13 protein-coding genes and 1 pseudogene are annotated in these 15394 nt (G+C 68.0%); 7 read left to right on the top strand and 7 right to left on the bottom strand.

What is annotated here, in order from left to right; genetic code table 11:
• Window positions 1-46: 46 nt before the first annotated feature.
• From ACFQGD_RS04870 to sbnA, 4 genes are read right to left on the bottom strand one after another with little or no spacing between them, the layout of a single operon-like run.
• Window positions 47-1732, bottom strand: coding sequence for an IucA/IucC family protein (locus ACFQGD_RS04870; protein WP_345395509.1), 1686 nt, complete (start codon window positions 1730-1732; stop codon window positions 47-49).
• Window positions 1729-3513, bottom strand: a complete 1785-nt coding sequence (locus ACFQGD_RS04865) for an IucA/IucC family protein (RefSeq protein ID WP_345395506.1) — start codon at window positions 3511-3513, stop codon at window positions 1729-1731. The genes ACFQGD_RS04870 and ACFQGD_RS04865 overlap by 4 nt, the downstream gene beginning before the upstream one ends.
• Window positions 3514-3516: 3 nt before the next feature.
• Window positions 3517-4524: a 2,3-diaminopropionate biosynthesis protein SbnB gene (gene sbnB / locus ACFQGD_RS04860; RefSeq protein WP_345395503.1), complete on the bottom strand. Its 1008-nt coding sequence runs from the start codon at window positions 4522-4524 to the stop codon at window positions 3517-3519.
• A gap of 1 nt (window position 4525) precedes the next feature.
• The gene (gene sbnA, locus ACFQGD_RS04855) at window positions 4526-5554 is read right to left on the bottom strand and encodes a 2,3-diaminopropionate biosynthesis protein SbnA (RefSeq protein ID WP_345395500.1); all 1029 of its coding nucleotides are present in this window, start codon (window positions 5552-5554) and stop codon (window positions 4526-4528) included.
• Window positions 5555-5679: 125 nt separating this feature from the next.
• Between sbnA and ACFQGD_RS04850 the strand changes: the two genes are divergently transcribed.
• Window positions 5680-6561, top strand: coding sequence for a DUF72 domain-containing protein (locus ACFQGD_RS04850; RefSeq protein ID WP_345395497.1), 882 nt, complete (start codon window positions 5680-5682; stop codon window positions 6559-6561).
• A 64-nt stretch (window positions 6562-6625) separates the two neighbouring features.
• Here the strand turns inward: ACFQGD_RS04850 and ACFQGD_RS04845 are convergent, their stop codons facing one another.
• On the bottom strand, window positions 6626-7216 hold the full coding sequence (locus ACFQGD_RS04845; protein WP_345395494.1) for a type 1 glutamine amidotransferase domain-containing protein: 591 nt from the start codon (window positions 7214-7216) through the stop codon (window positions 6626-6628).
• A 211-nt stretch (window positions 7217-7427) separates the two neighbouring features.
• On the opposite strand from ACFQGD_RS04845, the gene ACFQGD_RS04840 reads away from it, so the two are divergent.
• Window positions 7428-7640 (top strand): PspC domain-containing protein, encoded by a 213-nt coding sequence (locus ACFQGD_RS04840; RefSeq protein WP_345395492.1) that lies wholly within the window; start codon window positions 7428-7430, stop codon window positions 7638-7640.
• 138 nt (window positions 7641-7778) lie between these two features.
• Here the strand turns inward: ACFQGD_RS04840 and groL are convergent, their stop codons facing one another.
• On the bottom strand, window positions 7779-9422 hold the full coding sequence (groL, locus tag ACFQGD_RS04835; RefSeq protein ID WP_345395489.1) for a chaperonin GroEL: 1644 nt from the start codon (window positions 9420-9422) through the stop codon (window positions 7779-7781).
• A gap of 281 nt (window positions 9423-9703) precedes the next feature.
• Window positions 9704-10888 carry a serine/threonine-protein kinase gene (locus ACFQGD_RS04830; RefSeq protein WP_345395486.1) on the bottom strand — a complete coding sequence of 395 codons (1185 nt, stop codon included), beginning with the start codon at window positions 10886-10888 and terminating at the stop codon, window positions 9704-9706.
• A gap of 127 nt (window positions 10889-11015) precedes the next feature.
• On the opposite strand from ACFQGD_RS04830, the gene moeA reads away from it, so the two are divergent.
• The 5 genes and pseudogenes from moeA (at window position 11016) to ACFQGD_RS04805 (ending at window position 15314) form a co-directional block, all read left to right on the top strand.
• Entirely contained in the window at window positions 11016-12245 is a 1230-nt protein-coding gene (gene moeA / locus ACFQGD_RS04825; protein ID WP_345395483.1) for a molybdopterin molybdotransferase MoeA, read from the top strand.
• A gap of 21 nt (window positions 12246-12266) precedes the next feature.
• Window positions 12267-12551 carry a GlsB/YeaQ/YmgE family stress response membrane protein gene (locus tag ACFQGD_RS04820; protein WP_345395480.1) on the top strand — a complete coding sequence of 95 codons (285 nt, stop codon included), beginning with the start codon at window positions 12267-12269 and terminating at the stop codon, window positions 12549-12551.
• Between the two features lie 68 nt (window positions 12552-12619).
• On the top strand, window positions 12620-13369 hold the full coding sequence (locus ACFQGD_RS04815; protein WP_345395477.1) for a phosphatidylserine decarboxylase: 750 nt from the start codon (window positions 12620-12622) through the stop codon (window positions 13367-13369).
• Window positions 13369-14400: a CDP-alcohol phosphatidyltransferase family protein gene (locus ACFQGD_RS04810; RefSeq protein ID WP_345395474.1), complete on the top strand. Its 1032-nt coding sequence runs from the start codon at window positions 13369-13371 to the stop codon at window positions 14398-14400. The genes ACFQGD_RS04815 and ACFQGD_RS04810 overlap by 1 nt, the downstream gene beginning before the upstream one ends.
• Window positions 14401-14455: 55 nt before the next feature.
• Window positions 14456-15314 (top strand): annotated as a pseudogene (locus ACFQGD_RS04805) (IS5 family transposase).
• Window positions 15315-15394: the final 80 nt, after the last annotated feature.

Below are 15394 nucleotides of genomic sequence, written 5' to 3'. Positions count from 1 at the left end.
AGTCCTCATGTCTGATGATTCGGACCTGCGAGCAGTCCTCATGACCTCACCTGCACATCGGATTGGGGACATCGACGTAAAGTGGCCGCTCGCCACGGTTGGCGAATCGGCTGATCAGGTTGGCCTTCGCGGGCAGCATCGGTGATGTCACGAGTTCGTTCGCCAGCGCGCCACCTTCGTCAAGGAGCACTTCCCTCGCTGTCATCCACAACGGGCGCTCTCCGTGGCCGTGACGGCCGAGCACCCCGATCAGATGGCCAAGATGGTTGGTGATCGCGTGATAGCGCAACCGGAGCCACGCTTCGGCGTCGGAGTAGCACAACGGGCTCGTATCGGCCACGCTGGAACAACGGTCCGCGCTGACGCTCGTGCCCTCCATGTCGCGCACCCAGAACCGCACGGGCCAACCGCCATCAGTGTGCAGCAAGCTGTTCTGAACGTGCGCCTCGAAGCTGACGCCGTCGCGCTCGAAGACGTCGAGCAACGGCAGCAAGACCACCCGCAGGTAGCGTCGCAGCCACTCCGATTGGGAACCACCGGAACGTCGCACCTCATCGACGATGGCAGGCGCGCCGTCGCCGCGAGCTTCCAGCAAGCCTGCCACGACTCTCGGCGTGTAGCGGCCATCGGTGAACGGGTACTCCCGGAACAGCACCGCGATGTCGGCCGCGAGGTCATCGCCCACCACGGCGGGATCGACGCCGCGGTAACCGGTTTCCAGCAGCACCCCGAACCGCTCATGCCGCCAGCTCGGCGCGAGCCGCGCGATCAGGTCGCTCGCGTCGGCGGCACGGCGCAGATGCTCAACGGGATTGGTCCGCACGAAATTGGTGATCCGGACGTGCAGCGGTAGCTTCCACGACGTCGGAAACGCCGGGTCGCACACCGTGCGAACCGAGGACGTCGGGTACCCAATGCCGCCCAGTTCGCCCAGCATGATCAGGATGCCGTCCGCGAGGAGTTCGGCCATCCTCGGTTGCCGGACGAGGTACTCGGCCTGCCAGGGATGCATCGGCAAGGACTCGTAGCCGCTGGGAGTCCGGCGCACAACCGCGGGCGGTACCCACGCACCGGCCGCCACGCGACGCTCCAGCAGCACGTCGGCGCGTACCGCGAGCCAACGCAGCCGGAACCGCGCACCCAGCTCCGGGGCATAGCGCGGCAAGTCGTCGCCAAAACCGTCGATGCTCTTCGGGGTCGGATGGAACGGGTGCCCGAAGCGCACCGACTGCTCCGCCTGGCGTGTTGGGTCGGTCGCTACCCCCGCGTGATCGTCCGCGGCCGACTCGGCCAGGTACCGGGCCGTCGCGGCGATGCTGCCGTCAATCTGCCGCGCGAGCGCGCCGTGATCACCGGCCTCGCCCCAGGTGTTGGCCGCGAACGTCGCCACCTCGTCGAGCAGGAGCGCGACCACCTCCCGGTGGGTCAGCGGCTCCCGCGCGGCGCCGGGGCGTTCCAACCAGGCGTCATCGCCATAGACGTGATGGCCGAACTCGGAACGGTGCCGCAGCGGGACGACGATGGCTCGCTCACCGCTCAACGGCACCCTGGCGAGGCCATCACCCGTCTCGCTGGGGTTACGTCCCGACTCCCGCAGGTACGCGTTGAGCAGCCGCTGCCGCGCCGCGTGCCGCGCCACCCCGTACGCGCTGTCAGTCGCCGCGTAAGCGGGCTCATTCGGCCCCGTGATCGGGTCGCGTGGGACATCGACAGGTCGCGAACGTTGCGTCATGGGCGCGCCACCGTTGGTGCCAGCGGATTGGGCACTCGGCCGGTGGCGGCGGGCATGCTCACACCATTGCCGTGCCCCGCGCGCAACAGTGGGCCAAGGACCCGCCTGCTTGGCCACGTGGGCGCGTCAACCACCGTGGCACGCAGCCTGTCGCGGACTTCGTCCCGTACGGCCGCGGCCTCGATACCGGTGGCCACAACCTCGGCCAGCACCCGCCAGAAGATCTGTTCGTCCAGGTCGTAGTGCCGTGCGAGGGCATCAGCGATGCCATAGAGGTTGACCTGAAATCCCAACGTCTGCGCGTAGCCGATCAGCGTTTCCGGCTCGTCAAGGCGCAGCGACTGCGGCGCGCCAGGTGTGATCCGGTACCCCGGATCGGGCGTACCTGCCGCCGACATCCACCGTGGACATATCCGCACGGTGTCGTGGTCTCGCAACACGAACCTCGGCCAGGTGCCCGTGAACGGGCGGGTCGCGGGAAGCGCGACGACAACGTTCTGTCCATGTAGTTCCGGGAGGACACCGTGGGCGAGAAACGCGAAGGTCATCGCGCAGAACGCGGTGGTGATCTCTCGGAAGAACGCGACGGGGTCGTCGACGTGCAGGGCAGACGAAAGATGGTGCCATTGGTCAGCCGCGAGTGACGCCATGGGCAGCGCGATGGTGTCGTCGGCGAGGACATCGGCTGGATAGCGACGCACCTGCGCGGCCAGCTCTCCCGGCCGGTCGGCGAACTCATCGGCCGCGCTGGCGTGCCAGCCGCACCACGCGCTTTCCTCACACAACGCCACACGCTCGCTTAGTTCCGGATCGGAGTCCACGATCCACCGCACGGTGCGTTGCGCCTTGTCACCGTTGTCCAAGTAACGCGGCGGCAGCAGTCGCGCCGCGCCAAGGGTCGCGACACCGCGGGTGCCACCGCCGAGCGGAAGCTTGACGTGCGGTGCGGGTTCCGGCGCGGTAGCCAGAGTGCGCAACGACGCCGTGGGATGGAACCTCCCAAGCCGGCAGTCCAGCGGCACGACGTCACGTGCGGCGATCTCGTCAGCCCACTGCGCCGCCAGAACCTGATCGAACTGCCAGGGATGCACCGGCACCGCCTGGTACTCGTCGTCCGCACCGGATTTCCGCACCGCGTCGACAAGCTGATCGTGTTCGGACGACCCAAGAAGGATCTCCGCGATTCGACCTGACGCGGGGCTCTCGCCATGCCGCAACCGGTCACGCCGCACCGCGACCCACCGCAGCGCGAGTGGCCGCTGCCGCATCGGCCCGTACTCGGCCAGCTCCGCCGCCGACCAACCTGACACCGCCCGCGCGGTCGGGTGGAACGGGCGGTTGCGTGTCGCGGCGAGCCGCTCCCCTGTCAGCAGCCCACCAGGTCGCGGAGCCCGCTCGACCAGCGCCGACCAACCGGCGAAGGTCGCCTCGGTGTGTTCGACGGCCGCACGCAGGTCGGCCGTGACGACGTCGAGTTCGGGAAACTCGCCGCTGTCGACAAGAAGCGCGAGTACCTCGGCGGGCGCGAGCTCACGCTGGGTGTCGCCAACGAACCACACCGGCCCGCGAGAGAGCCGCCACGGTCGGGGCGGACCACCGTCGCGGCAACGGAAGACGAGTGCACCGCCGTTGACCGGAACCCGAGCCCAGCGCTCCGTCTCGACCAGCGCGACCTCGGCCATCCCGGCTGCGTCGACGTCGAGCGCGTCCGCCACGCCCGCGATGTTCTCGCTGAGGAGCGTGTCGATCAGGTCCCGAAGGACGAGGGTGTGCGGGTCCATGGCTCAGTACAGATCCAACCAGGTGCCGACCCGTTGCTCCAGCGCTCGACGGTAGATCTCGGCGGCACAGGCGATGTCCTCGACCGCCATGCCCATCGGATTCAGCACGATGACCTCGTCGTCGGTCTCTCGTCCCGGCTTGCGACCGGCCAGGATCTCGCCCAGCTCGGCGTGCAGCCGCTCGCGGGAGAACGCGCCGTCGAGCACCAGCTGATTGATGATCTTCTTTTCCCGGTTGCTCTGCTCCCAATCGTCCACGACGACCTTGTCCGCGTCGAGAAAGACGTCCTTGTGGACATCCATAATGGACACATTGCAGAGCAGCGATCCCGGCTTCAACCAGTCGCTGTGGATGTAAGGGCGGTCGGTGACGGTGCACGGCACGACCAGGTCGCCCGCTCGTACCGCGTCCTCCGCGCTATCCGTGATCACCACACTGACACCGTGCTCGGCCGTGACCGTGGCCGCGAGCTTGTCGGCCGCCTCCGGCCGGACGTCGAACAGACGCACCGTCTCGATGTGTGCGAACTGCTGCAGCAAAGCCGCGAGCTGGGTCGACCCAATGACGCCGCAACCAATGAGTGCGACGTCGGTAAACCCAGGGCGCGCCAGATGCCGTGCCGCCAGGGCGGACACCGCGGCGGTGCGCCACGCGCTGATCAGGCCGCCTTCGAGTAGCGCGACCGGATAGTTGGTCGACGGGTCGTTCAAGACGATGACCGCGCTGGCGCGCTCAAGCCCAGCACGCTCGGGATTATCGTGCTTGCTGCCAATCCACTTCAGACCGGACATTCCGGGATCGCCCACGTGGGCTGGCATCGCGATGATCCGGTCAGCGATGTGATCGCCAGACGCGCGCAGGTACGGCTTCAACGGCTGCGCCGTCTTGCCTTCGGCGTGCGCCACCAGCCCCTCAGCCAACGCCGCGACGTACAGCTCGGACTGGTCACCACCAACAGCGGCGATATCGCGCCGGTTGAGGTAGAGCATGCTGGGTCCCGCATCGGTCATCTCATTCGCTCCTGAGATCAGTCTGGTTCTTGCTACGCCGCCGCGCCGCCGCGAGCCAGTCGTCGTCATACACGACATCGAGGTAGCGGTCGCCCCTATCGGGGAAGATCGCCACCACGCGACTCGGTTCGGGCAAGGTAGGCAGGAGCTCGCGTATCGCGGCGACGACGGCGCCGCTGGAACCACCAGCGAAGATGCCCTCCGCCGACAGCAATTCGCGGCACCCCTTGGCGGCGTCGACATCGTCGACGTAGACGACGTCATCGATCTCGCCAGGACAGCACAGCTCCGGTACACGGCTGGAGCCGATGCCGGGTATCTCCCGCGCGCCGGGGCTGCCACCGAAGATCACCGAACCGACGGCGTCGACGGCGATCACCCGCATGCTCGGGAACCGCTCACGAAGCCTGCGAGCACAGCCGAGGATGCAGCCGGTCGTACTGACCGGGGCGATCAGGCACTCGGGGGAACGCACCAACTGGGTGGCGAGCTCCGCACCGGTGCCGTGGTAGTACGCCTCCCAGTTGCGGTCGTTGGCGTACTGATTGATCCACACCGCATCGGGTGTCGTCGTCACGAGTTCCTTCACCCTGGCGATGCGAGTGTGCAGGTACCCACCGGATTCATCAGGTTCGGTCACCATCTCGACGGTCGCGCCAAGCCTGCGCAAGATCGTCGCGTTCGCGCTGGTCGTCTTGGGGTCGATCACGCAGACGAACCGCAGGTCGTGGACCCGCGCGGCCATCGCGAGTGCGATGCCGAAGTTGCCGGAGCTGCTCTCCACGAGCGTGCTGCGTGGGCGAATGGCGCCATCGGCGAGCCCCGACGCCACGATATGGCGCGCCGAACGGTCTTTCATACTCCCGCCGGGGTTCATCAGTTCGAGCTTCGCGAGGACTTCGCGACTCGGGTCGCGAAACAGCCGCCGTAACGCGACGATGGGGGTGTTGCCGACACAGTCGAAGATCGACTCGCACACGGCCTCCCGCGTGCTCTCACCAACCGGGCCCACTGCGATCTCAGCGCTCACGGCTCTCCCCACCTCGGCAATGAGTATTGGTGAGCCTAGCCTAAGTTGATCTCCCGTCGTCAAGCCGACACGACTGGTCACGGCACGATGTGACGACAACCCGTTCGTGGGTACCAGCACAGGAGGTGAACGGCGTGACTGAAATCCGCGTCGGGACATCCGGGTGGGTGTATGACTCGTGGCGCGGCACGTTCTACCCCGACGACCTGCCACGAAAACGGGAGCTCGAATACCTGAGCAGGCAGCTGCGGACCGCGGAACTCAACGGCTCGTTCTACTCGCTCCAGCGTCCCGACCGATACCGCGGCTGGCGCGACGCCGTCCCAGACGATTTCGTCTTCGCCGTCAAGGGCAGCCGGTTCATCACTCACATGAAGCAACTCCGGAACATCGAGACGCCGCTGGCCAACTTCCTCGCGAGCGGCGTGCTCGCGCTCGGCCCCACGCTGGGGCCGATGCTGTGGCAGTTGCCGCCGCGCATGACGTTCGACGTCGACCGGCTCACCGGGTTCTTCGCGTCACTACCCCGGTCCACAGCAGAAGCGGCCGAACTCGCGCGCGGCCATGACGACAAGCTCAAAGCGGAGCCGTTCACCGAGGTCGACGTCGACCGTCCGATTCGCCACGCACTCGAGGTGCGGCACCCGAGCTTCGCGACGGCGGAATGCGTCGAGTTGTTGCGGGAGCACGACATCGCGCTGTGTGTCGCGGACTCGGCGGGTGAGTGGCCACACCTGGAAGACGTGACCTCGGATTTCGTCTACGTGCGATTGCACGGCGACGTCGAGCTCTACACCAGCGGGTACAGCGACACGGTGCTGCGCGAGTGGGCGAACAAGATCCGGCAATGGCGCGACGGCGGCGGTCCGCGCGGCGAGCACACCGTCGGGCCGCCCGCGCCCCGGCGACGTCGGGACGTCTACGTCTACTTCGACAACGACGTCGAGGCCTATGCACCCCGCGATGCCATGGCCCTCGCCGACCTGCTCGACGCCAGCCCCCGCTGACGCGTGTCCGACGTTCCCGACGCTGTGTCATGCACTCCCGACACTGTGTCCGACATTCGGCGCGTCAGTGCGCCTTTGACTCGGCCTTCCCACTCGCTTGGCCGACGTGTTCGCCTTCAGAGAACTCCTCGACCATGCGGGCGCAGAACGCGGGCAGGTCGTCCGGCTTGCGACTTGTCACGAGGCCGTTCTCCACGACGACTTCCTGGTCGACCCACGTAGCGCCCGCGTTACGCAGATCCGTTCGGAGACTTGGCCACGACGTCATCGTGCGCTCGCGCACGACGTCCGCTTCGATCATGGTCCATGGCGCGTGGCAGATCGCGGCGACTGGCTTGCGCTGGGCGAAAAACTCACCGACGAAGCGCACGGCATTAGGGATCGTGCGCAGGTTGTCCGGATTGGCGACACCGCCCGGAAGTACCAGTCCGTCGTACTCCGACGGCGCGACCTCCGTGACGACCTTGTCCACCGGGAACGTGTCACCGGGATCGAGGTGGTTGAACGCTTGGACCTGGCCGGGCTGATACGACACCAACTCCGGAGTACCGCCCGCGTTCTCGACCGCACGCCACGGTTCGGTTAGCTCTACCTGCTCAGCGCCCTCCGGCGCGACCAGGAACGCGATTCGCTTACCCGCGAGAGCGTTGGACACGATGACCTCCTTCCGTCGCGTGCCGGTTTGCACACGCGGAGGAAGCTCAAACCCTCGCACGACATCGTGTCCCTCGGTCGCGACGCCGAGTTCCCCGCTCAGGACGTCGTGTGGCTCGCGATGGACACCGCGTCGCGCCCGGGATGTCTCGGGGTCGAAACCAGGGACAGCCCTGATGTGCGGGCTGACGTCGCACCGGAGCATGGAAACCATGACACCGGACATGCACTCCAACGACGTCAAGCAGCTTCGCAGGAGTTCCACCGACAAGATGCTCGCCGGAGTCTGCGGCGGCTGGGCGCGGTACCTCGGAATGGATGCCGCGCTGCTGCGCATCCTGCTCGTAGCGGTCACGCTATTCGGCGTCGGCGCCCCGATCGTGATCTACCTGGCGTGCTGGCTGCTGATGCCACAAGACGAGTAACGCCACATACCCCTGCCACACGAACGTCCCGAACGCGGGACACAACGTCCCGAACGTCGGACACAGCGCGCCGGGCGTACCAAGCGAAAGGGCCGGGCGCGCAGTGCGCACCCGGCCCTTTCGACGACTGGACAGTCGTTACATCATGCCGCCCATGCCGCCCATGTCGCCCATGCCACCGGTCGGGTCGGCGCCACCGCCGCCGCCCTTCTCCGGCTTGTCGGCGACCACAGCCTCGGTGGTGAGGAACAGCGCGGCGATCGACGCGGCGTTCTGCAGCGCCGAGCGCGTCACCTTCGCCGGGTCGATGACGCCGGCGTCGATAAGGTTCTCGTACTCGCCGGTCGCGGCGTTGAGGCCGTGGCCCTCCGGGAGGCCCTTGACCTTCTCCACCACGACGCCGCCCTCGAGACCGCTGTTGACGGCGATCTGCTTGAGCGGAGCCTCGACGGCCAGCTTGACGATGTTCGCGCCGGTCGCCTCGTCACCGGACAGCTTGAGGCTGTCGAACGCGGCCTTGGACGCCTGGAGCAGCGCCACGCCACCACCGGCGACGATGCCCTCCTCGACGGCGGCCTTGGCGTTGCGCACCGCGTCCTCGATGCGGTGCTTGCGCTCCTTCAGCTCGACCTCGGTCGCGGCGCCGGCCTTGATGACGGCGACGCCACCGGCCAGCTTGGCCAGCCGCTCCTGCAGCTTCTCGCGGTCGTAGTCGGAGTCGCTCTGCTCGATCTCGGCGCGGATCTGGTTGACCCTGCCCTGGATCTGGTCGGCGTCGCCAGCACCCTCGACGATGGTGGTCTCGTCCTTGGTGATGACGGCCTTGCGGGCACGGCCGAGCAGCGAGATGTCGGCGTTCTCCAGCTTGAGGCCGACGTCCTCGGTGATGACCTGACCACCGGTGAGGATGGCCATGTCCTGCAGCATCGCCTTGCGGCGGTCACCGAAGCCGGGGGCCTTCACCGCGCAGGACTTGAAGGTGCCGCGGATCTTGTTGACGACCAGGGTCGCCAGCGCCTCACCTTCGACGTCCTCGGAGATGATCAGCAGCGGCTTGTTGGACTGCATGACCTTCTCCAGCAGCGGGAGGAGGTCCTTGACGTTGGAGATCTTCGAGCCGTAGAGCAGGACGTACGGGTCCTCGAGCACGGTCTCCTGACGCTCGGCGTCGGTGACGAAGTAACCCGAGATGTAGCCCTTGTCGAAGCGCATACCCTCGGTGAGCTCGAGCTCGAGGCCGAAGGTCTGGCTCTCCTCTACGGTGACGACGCCTTCCTTGCCGACCTTGTCCAGCGACTCGGCGATCAGCTCACCGATGGTGCGGTCGGCGGCAGAGATCGAGGCGGTGGCAGCGATCTGCTCCTTGGTCTCGACCTCCTTCGCCATCTTGTGCAGCTGCTCGGTGACGGCCTCGACGGCCTGCTCGATCCCACGCTTGAGGGCGATGGGGTCGGCACCGGCAGCCACGTTGCGCAGACCCTCCTTGACGAGAGCCTGAGCGAGCACGGTGGCGGTTGTGGTGCCGTCACCGGCGACGTCGTCGGTCTTCTTGGCAACTTCCTTGACGAGCTCGGCCCCGATCTTCTCCCACGGGTCCTCGAGCTCGATCTCCTTGGCGATGGAGACACCGTCGTTGGTGATGGTCGGCGCGCCCCACTTCTTCTCGAGCACGACGTTGCGGCCACGGGGGCCAAGCGTCACCTTGACGGCTTCGGCGAGGGTGTTGAGGCCGCGCTCTAGACCGCGGCGGGCGTCCTCGTCGAACGCGATCAATTTGGCCATTTCGGTGTGGTCCTCCGGTATTGGGCGCCGTGCTCACCACGAGGGCTCACACGGCAGGACTCTGCAACTTGGCCGAGCTCGGTGCCCGCGACGGACGACAGGCTCGGATGTCCGAGCCAAGCCTCACCGTCCCGACCTTCAAGCGAGTGCGACACCGGGTTGGCGCCTCATCTCGCCTAGCACTCTCCCTGTGAGAGTGCTAGTCACGTGTTTAGCACTCTCACCATGAGAGTGCAACCTCGGGGTGGGCGGTCGCGAGGGCAGGAATACCGAGATGACACTCACGCCGTCGCGATGATCACGACCGCGAGCAACACCGCGAGGACGACGATGGCGGAAAGCAACAGCGGAACCAACCAGCTCGGCTGGGGGTTTTGCGGTTGCGGCGAGTAGTTGCCAGTCGGCGCGGTCGGGGTCGGGGGCACCGGTTCCGGCGCCGGCGAACCGTACCCGGGAGGTGGAACACGACCCGGGCCACGTTGGGCCGGACCCGGCATCGCACCAGGGCGCGACCCGTGCGGCTGCTGGGGTGGTTGTGGCGGGCGGCCGTTGCCCCCCGGCGGCGTCTCCCGCCGCGACGTCTCGTGTGGCGTTTCGCGCGGCGGCGTCTCCCGTGGCCGGGACGACGTCAGCACCTCACTCGCCGCGGCGAGCAGCTCGACGCAACTGTTATAGCGCCGCGCCGGGTCCTTCGCCATGCCCGTGGCCAGCACGGCGTCGATCGCCCGCGGCAGGCTCGGCACGACGCGGACGGCGGACGGCGGCGCGAGGTTCAGATGTCCCTTGATCACGGTTTGCACATCACCTGGATACGGCGGACGCCCGGTCAGGCAGGCGAAGAGCACGCAGGCGAGCGCGTACTGGTCGGTCCTGCCGTCGAGCGGCTCCCCGCGCAGGTGCTCCGGCGCGGCGTAGGTGGGTGAGCCGAGGAAGTCCCCGCCCCTGGTGCGGTGCCCGGTCGCGCCGCGCCGTGTCAGCCCGAAGTCAGCGACATAGACGTGTTCCCTGATCGACTCCCGCTTGGTGACGAGCACGTTGGCCGGCTTGACGTCGAGGTGCACCAGACCGCGTCGATGCAGCGTGTCAAGGGCGTCGGCGACCTGCTCCAGCAACCCGACGGCCCGCTCCGGACGCATCGGGCCGTCCGAGATCAAGCTGGCGAGGTCCGAGCCGTCGACCAGCCGCATGCCGAGGTAGTGCATGCCGTCGATCTCGCCGAAGTCGTAGAGCGGGACGATGTTCGGATGATCGATGGCTGCCGTGTTGCGCGCCTCGTCGACGAAGCGCTCCCGGAACTCGGCGTCCGCACCAAGGTGCTCACCGATGACTTTCAGCGCGACCTTGCGCCCGAGCCGGACGTCCGTCGCCCGGTACATGACGCTCATCCCGCCCTTACCGAGCACACCATCAATGCGGTAATTGCCTAACCGGCGTCCCGTGAGGTCCCCGACCTGCTCGTCCGTCACGCACGGGAGCCTAACGCGCGCAGATCACCGTCCGCTCACGAGTGAGATCCGGTGCGCTAGCGAAGGAACGTCGCGAAGCACGCGGCCGTCTGGCGCGCCGATAGTCGGACGAGGGAGGATCACCACCATGAGTCAGCCACTCTCCGTCGCCGACTACCAGGCGACAGTCGCAGCCCTGCTGCCAGCCGCGCGCACCGCGACACTCCCGCTCGAAGAGTGCCACGGCAGGGTGCTCGCCGAGGACGTCACCGCCAGCGTGTCGCTGCCGCCGTTCGACAACTCGGCCATGGACGGCTACGCGGTGCGGGCGGCCGATATCGCGGGCGCGTCCGAGCGGTCGCCGGTAGAGCTGCCGGTGGCCGCCGATATCCCGGCGGGCCGCACCGACGGTCCGCCGCTGGAGCCAGGCACCGCGCACCGCATCATGACCGGCGCACCGATGCCCGACGGCGCGGACACCGTCGTCAAGGTGGAGGACACCGATGGCGGCACCGAGCGCGTGCGCCTGTTCGCGACCGCCGAGGTCGGCAAGAGTGTGCGGCGCGCTGGCGAGGACGTCACGGTGGGCGACGTCGCGCTGCGCGAGGGCACGCTGCTCGGCGCCGCGCAGCTCGGGCTGGCCGCGGCGACAGGACGCGCCGAGCTGGCGGTCAAGGTGGGACTGCGGGTGCTGGTGCTGTCCACCGGTTCCGAGCTGGTGCTACCACCCGAACCGCTGCGACACGGCCAGATTTACGAGTCCAACAGCATCATGCTCGCGGCGGCGATGCGGGCACTCGGGTGTGAGGTGGACGTCGTGCGCAGCGTCGTCGACGACGTCGACACCTTCCTGGAAACGTTGACCAAGCACGCCGAGGACGCCGACCTGATCGTGACGTCCGGTGGTGTCAGCGCGGGGGCGTACGAGGTAGTCAAGGACGCACTGACCAGCGAAGGCGTGCGGTTCACGAAGGTCGCGATGCAGCCGGGCGGGCCGCAGGGCTGCGGCACGGTCAACGGCACGCCGATCGTGACGCTGCCTGGCAACCCGGTGAGCGTGCTGGTGTCGTACGAGGTGTTCCTGCGGCCCGCGCTGCTCGCGGCGCTCGGCCACGCGCACGTCGACCGGCCAGTGGTACGGGCGCGGCTACTGGAACGGCTAGTCGCACCCGAGGGCAAGCGGCAGTTCCGGCGCGGGTTCTACACGCCACCCGTCGCGGCGGAGACTGGCAGCGTCACCGGCACCGTCGGCCCACGCGGCGGGCCTGGCTCACACCTGCTGGCGGCGTTCACCCAGGCGAACTGCCTCATCGTGCTTCCGGAAGACGTCACGGAGGCGGACGAGGGCGCCGAGGTGGACGTGGTGCTGCTGAGCTGAGGGCGGGCATAATCTCGCGACATGGGTTTCATCGCGTGGGTGATCTTCGGGGCACTGGCAGGATGGGCCGCCAACGTCGTCGTCGGTGGGAAAGAACGACGCCCGCAGGGCTGCCTGGTCAGCGTGCTGGTGGGCATCGTCGGCGCGGCGCTCGGCGGGTTCATCTACCGACTCGCCACCGGTGAGGATGTCAACTTCGGGTTCGACCTGCCCAGCTTCGGCGTCGCGGTACTCGGTGCGATCCTGCTGCTCGCGGTGGTCCGGCTCGCCACGGCAGCCGGTAGTGGTCGTGACCGCACGCGGTAGCGTAGGCACACACCGAAACGGGGTAGCCTTGCCCCGCCCGACAGCAGAACAGTAACGGAAAGTCAGACATGAATCCGGCCTCTCCTGGCAGCTCGACACCTCCGGCGCCAGAGGCACGCGTCCGTGAGACGTTCTCGCACGCGGCGACGCTCGCCCGCGAGACCGTGCCCCCCATGCATCCCGCGGGCAGGCCGTTCGTGCTCGGCGCGGCCGCGGCTGCCATGGCGCTACGCAAGATCAGCAAGCCGCTCGGCACCCTCGCCTTCGTCGGGGCCGCGGCGACGGCCTGGTTCTTCCGCGAGCCGCACCGCGTCGCCCCGCCGCGCGCAGACGTCGCCGTCGCGCCCGCGGACGGCACCATCGCCACGATCGGCGAGGCCATCCCGCCGCCCGAACTGAACGTCGGCGCGACGCCACGTCCCCGCGTCAGCATCTTCCTTTCGGTGTTCGACGTTCACGTGCAGCGTGTCCCCGCGGCGGGTCAGATCGAGGCCGTGGCGTACCGGAAGGGCAAGTTCCTCTCCGCCGACCTGGACAAGGCCAGCGACGACAACGAGCGCAACTCGGTCGCCATCCGAACGAACGACGGCCACGAGCTGATCGTCGTGCAGATCGCGGGTCTCATCGCGCGGCGCATCCTGTGCGAGGTCGGCAAGGGCGACAAGGTCGAGACCGGCCAGACGTACGGATTGATCCGGTTCGGTTCCCGGGTCGACCTGTACCTGCCATCCGGCAGCAGGGTACTGGTCAGCGAGGGACAGCGCACCGTGGGCGGCGAGACCGCACTGGCCGAGTTGCCGTCGTCGCTGGGGCGCTGATGGTGCGCACCGCGCCGGGTGTCCGCTTGCTGCCAAACGCCATCACGGTGGCCGCGCTGTGTGCGGGCCTATCGGCGGTGCAGTTCGCGCTGCAAGGCAGCTTCGCGTTAGCCATCGTCGGCGTCGTCGCGGCCGCGGTGCTGGACAGCCTCGATGGCCGCATCGCCCGCCTGCTCGACGCGACGTCGAGGATGGGTGCCGAACTGGATTCGCTGTCCGACGCCATCTCCTTCGGCGTCGCCCCCGCGCTCGTACTGTTCGTCTGGCAAGCCGACGGCAATCGCGCGGGCTGGATCGCGGCGCTGGTGTTCGCCGTCTGCATGGTGCTTCGCCTCGCGCGATTCAACACGCTGCTCGATGACACCGACAAGCCGCCATTCGCCTCGGAGTTCTTCGTCGGCGTGCCCGCACCCGCCGGTGGGCTGCTCGCGTTGATGCCGGTGATCCTGACGCTGGAGTTCGGCACCGGCTGGTGGTCGACCGGACCCGTGGTGTGGCTGTGGTTGATCGCGATCGCGGCGCTGGCGATCAGCAGGCTCCCGACGTTGTCGCTGAAGTCGGTGAGCGTGCCCGCGAAAGCGGTGGCGCCGCTGCTGGTCGGTGTCGGGCTACTCGTGGCAGCGATCGTGCAGTATCCGCTGATCGCGCTGAGCGTGGCGCTGCTGCTGTATTTGGCACATATCCCGTACGCGCTGTATCGGCACGCATGGCTGGCGAATCACCCGGAAGCGTGGGACGTGCCCGCCCGCGAGCGCAGGGCGATCCGGCGCAGCGGCAGGCGGCACCGGCGGCTTGGGCTGCGGCGGCCCATCCGCAGCCGGATCGCGGGTGCCTCGCTGCCAAGAGTGCGGCTGCCCCGCAACGGCTCGGCGCAGCAAACGGTGACGGCGGGCCGGTCGCGGCCGTCGGACAGTGGCGGTTCCTCCTCGGGTAGTGGCTCGGCAGGCAGCGGTTCATCGACGGGCAGCCGTGCATCGGACGGTAGCGGCCGCACCCGGAACTGGCGCCGCCTCGGCCTGCGCAAACAGTGACAGGCCTAGGGCGTGTCTCCCGAATATCGGCCGGTGGTTCGCTGATGATCGGTGAATGATCAGAACTGGTGTGATCACGGACGAGTTGTGGGAGTCGATCGAGCCGGTGTTGCCGTCTGATGTTGGGCGGCGTGGTGCGCGCTGGCGTGATCACCGTCAGGTGCTGGAAGCGATCGCGTGGCGCTTTCGCACCGGATCGCCGTGGCGTGATGTGCCCGCTGAGTTCGGCCCCTGGCAGACCTTGTGGAAGCGGCATCGCCGCTGGTCAAGCGACGGCACGTACGAGCGGATCTTCGAGCATGTGCTGTCCGACCACGCCGATACGGGCAAGCTGGACTGGTTGCTGTCGGTGGACTCCACCGTCGTGCGGGCGCACCAGCATGCCGCCGGCGCGCCCTCCGCGGACCACACAGGGGGCCAGGTCGAATGACAAGATTTCCGAGCCGGACGACCACGCGATCGGTCGTTCGCGCGGCGGATTGACCACCAAGGTCCACGCCCTGGTCACCTCCGGTGTCCGCCCGGTGGCCATGCTGCTGTCCGCCGGGCAAGCCGGGGACAATCCGCGCCTGGCGCCGTTGCTCGAGGCCCTGGCCGCGACCGGGCACCGGCCGGATCGCCTGCTGGCGGACAAGGCCTACTCACACCCGTCGACTCGCCGCGAACTGCGGCGGCGACGCCTCCGGCACACCATCCCCGAGCGCTCCGACCAGGCCAAACGCCGTAAGGACAAGGGGTCCGCCGGTGGTCGGCCACCGGGTTTCGACCCCGAGCTCTACAAGCAGCGCAACACCGTCGAGCGCGGTTTCGGCCGGTTCAAGCAGTGGCGCGGAATCGCGACCCGCTACGACAAGTACGCGCGGACCTACTTCGGCGGCGTACTCCTCGCCGCCACCGTCATGCTCGCCCGATGAATCGGGAGACACGCTCTAGATGCCGGTGACACCGCCAACGATGAGCACCACACGTGCGGACATCCTGAACACCGCAGCGC

Origin of the sequence: Haloechinothrix salitolerans, from assembly GCF_042662605.1 — a bacterium.
Classification (GTDB): Bacteria; Actinomycetota; Actinomycetes; order Mycobacteriales; family Pseudonocardiaceae; genus Haloechinothrix_A; species Haloechinothrix_A salitolerans.
This window is presented reverse-complemented; position numbering and strand designations above follow the sequence as displayed.

What these genes read in the sequence shown, in the direction of transcription:
- ACFQGD_RS04870 (WP_345395509.1), bottom strand. Translation starts at nt 1,732, where the DNA reads ATGACGCAACGTTCGCGACCTGTCGATGTCCCACGCGACCCGATCACG.
- ACFQGD_RS04810 (WP_345395474.1), top strand. Translation starts at nt 13,369, where the DNA reads ATGGTGCGCACCGCGCCGGGTGTCCGCTTGCTGCCAAACGCCATCACG.
- groL (WP_345395489.1), bottom strand. Translation starts at nt 9,422, where the DNA reads ATGGCCAAATTGATCGCGTTCGACGAGGACGCCCGCCGCGGTCTAGAG.
- ACFQGD_RS04815 (WP_345395477.1), top strand. Translation starts at nt 12,620, where the DNA reads ATGAATCCGGCCTCTCCTGGCAGCTCGACACCTCCGGCGCCAGAGGCA.
- ACFQGD_RS04820 (WP_345395480.1), top strand. Translation starts at nt 12,267, where the DNA reads ATGGGTTTCATCGCGTGGGTGATCTTCGGGGCACTGGCAGGATGGGCC.
- ACFQGD_RS04840 (WP_345395492.1), top strand. Translation starts at nt 7,428, where the DNA reads ATGACACCGGACATGCACTCCAACGACGTCAAGCAGCTTCGCAGGAGT.
- ACFQGD_RS04865 (WP_345395506.1), bottom strand. Translation starts at nt 3,513, where the DNA reads ATGGACCCGCACACCCTCGTCCTTCGGGACCTGATCGACACGCTCCTC.
- moeA (WP_345395483.1), top strand. Translation starts at nt 11,016, where the DNA reads ATGAGTCAGCCACTCTCCGTCGCCGACTACCAGGCGACAGTCGCAGCC.
- sbnB (WP_345395503.1), bottom strand. Translation starts at nt 4,524, where the DNA reads ATGACCGATGCGGGACCCAGCATGCTCTACCTCAACCGGCGCGATATC.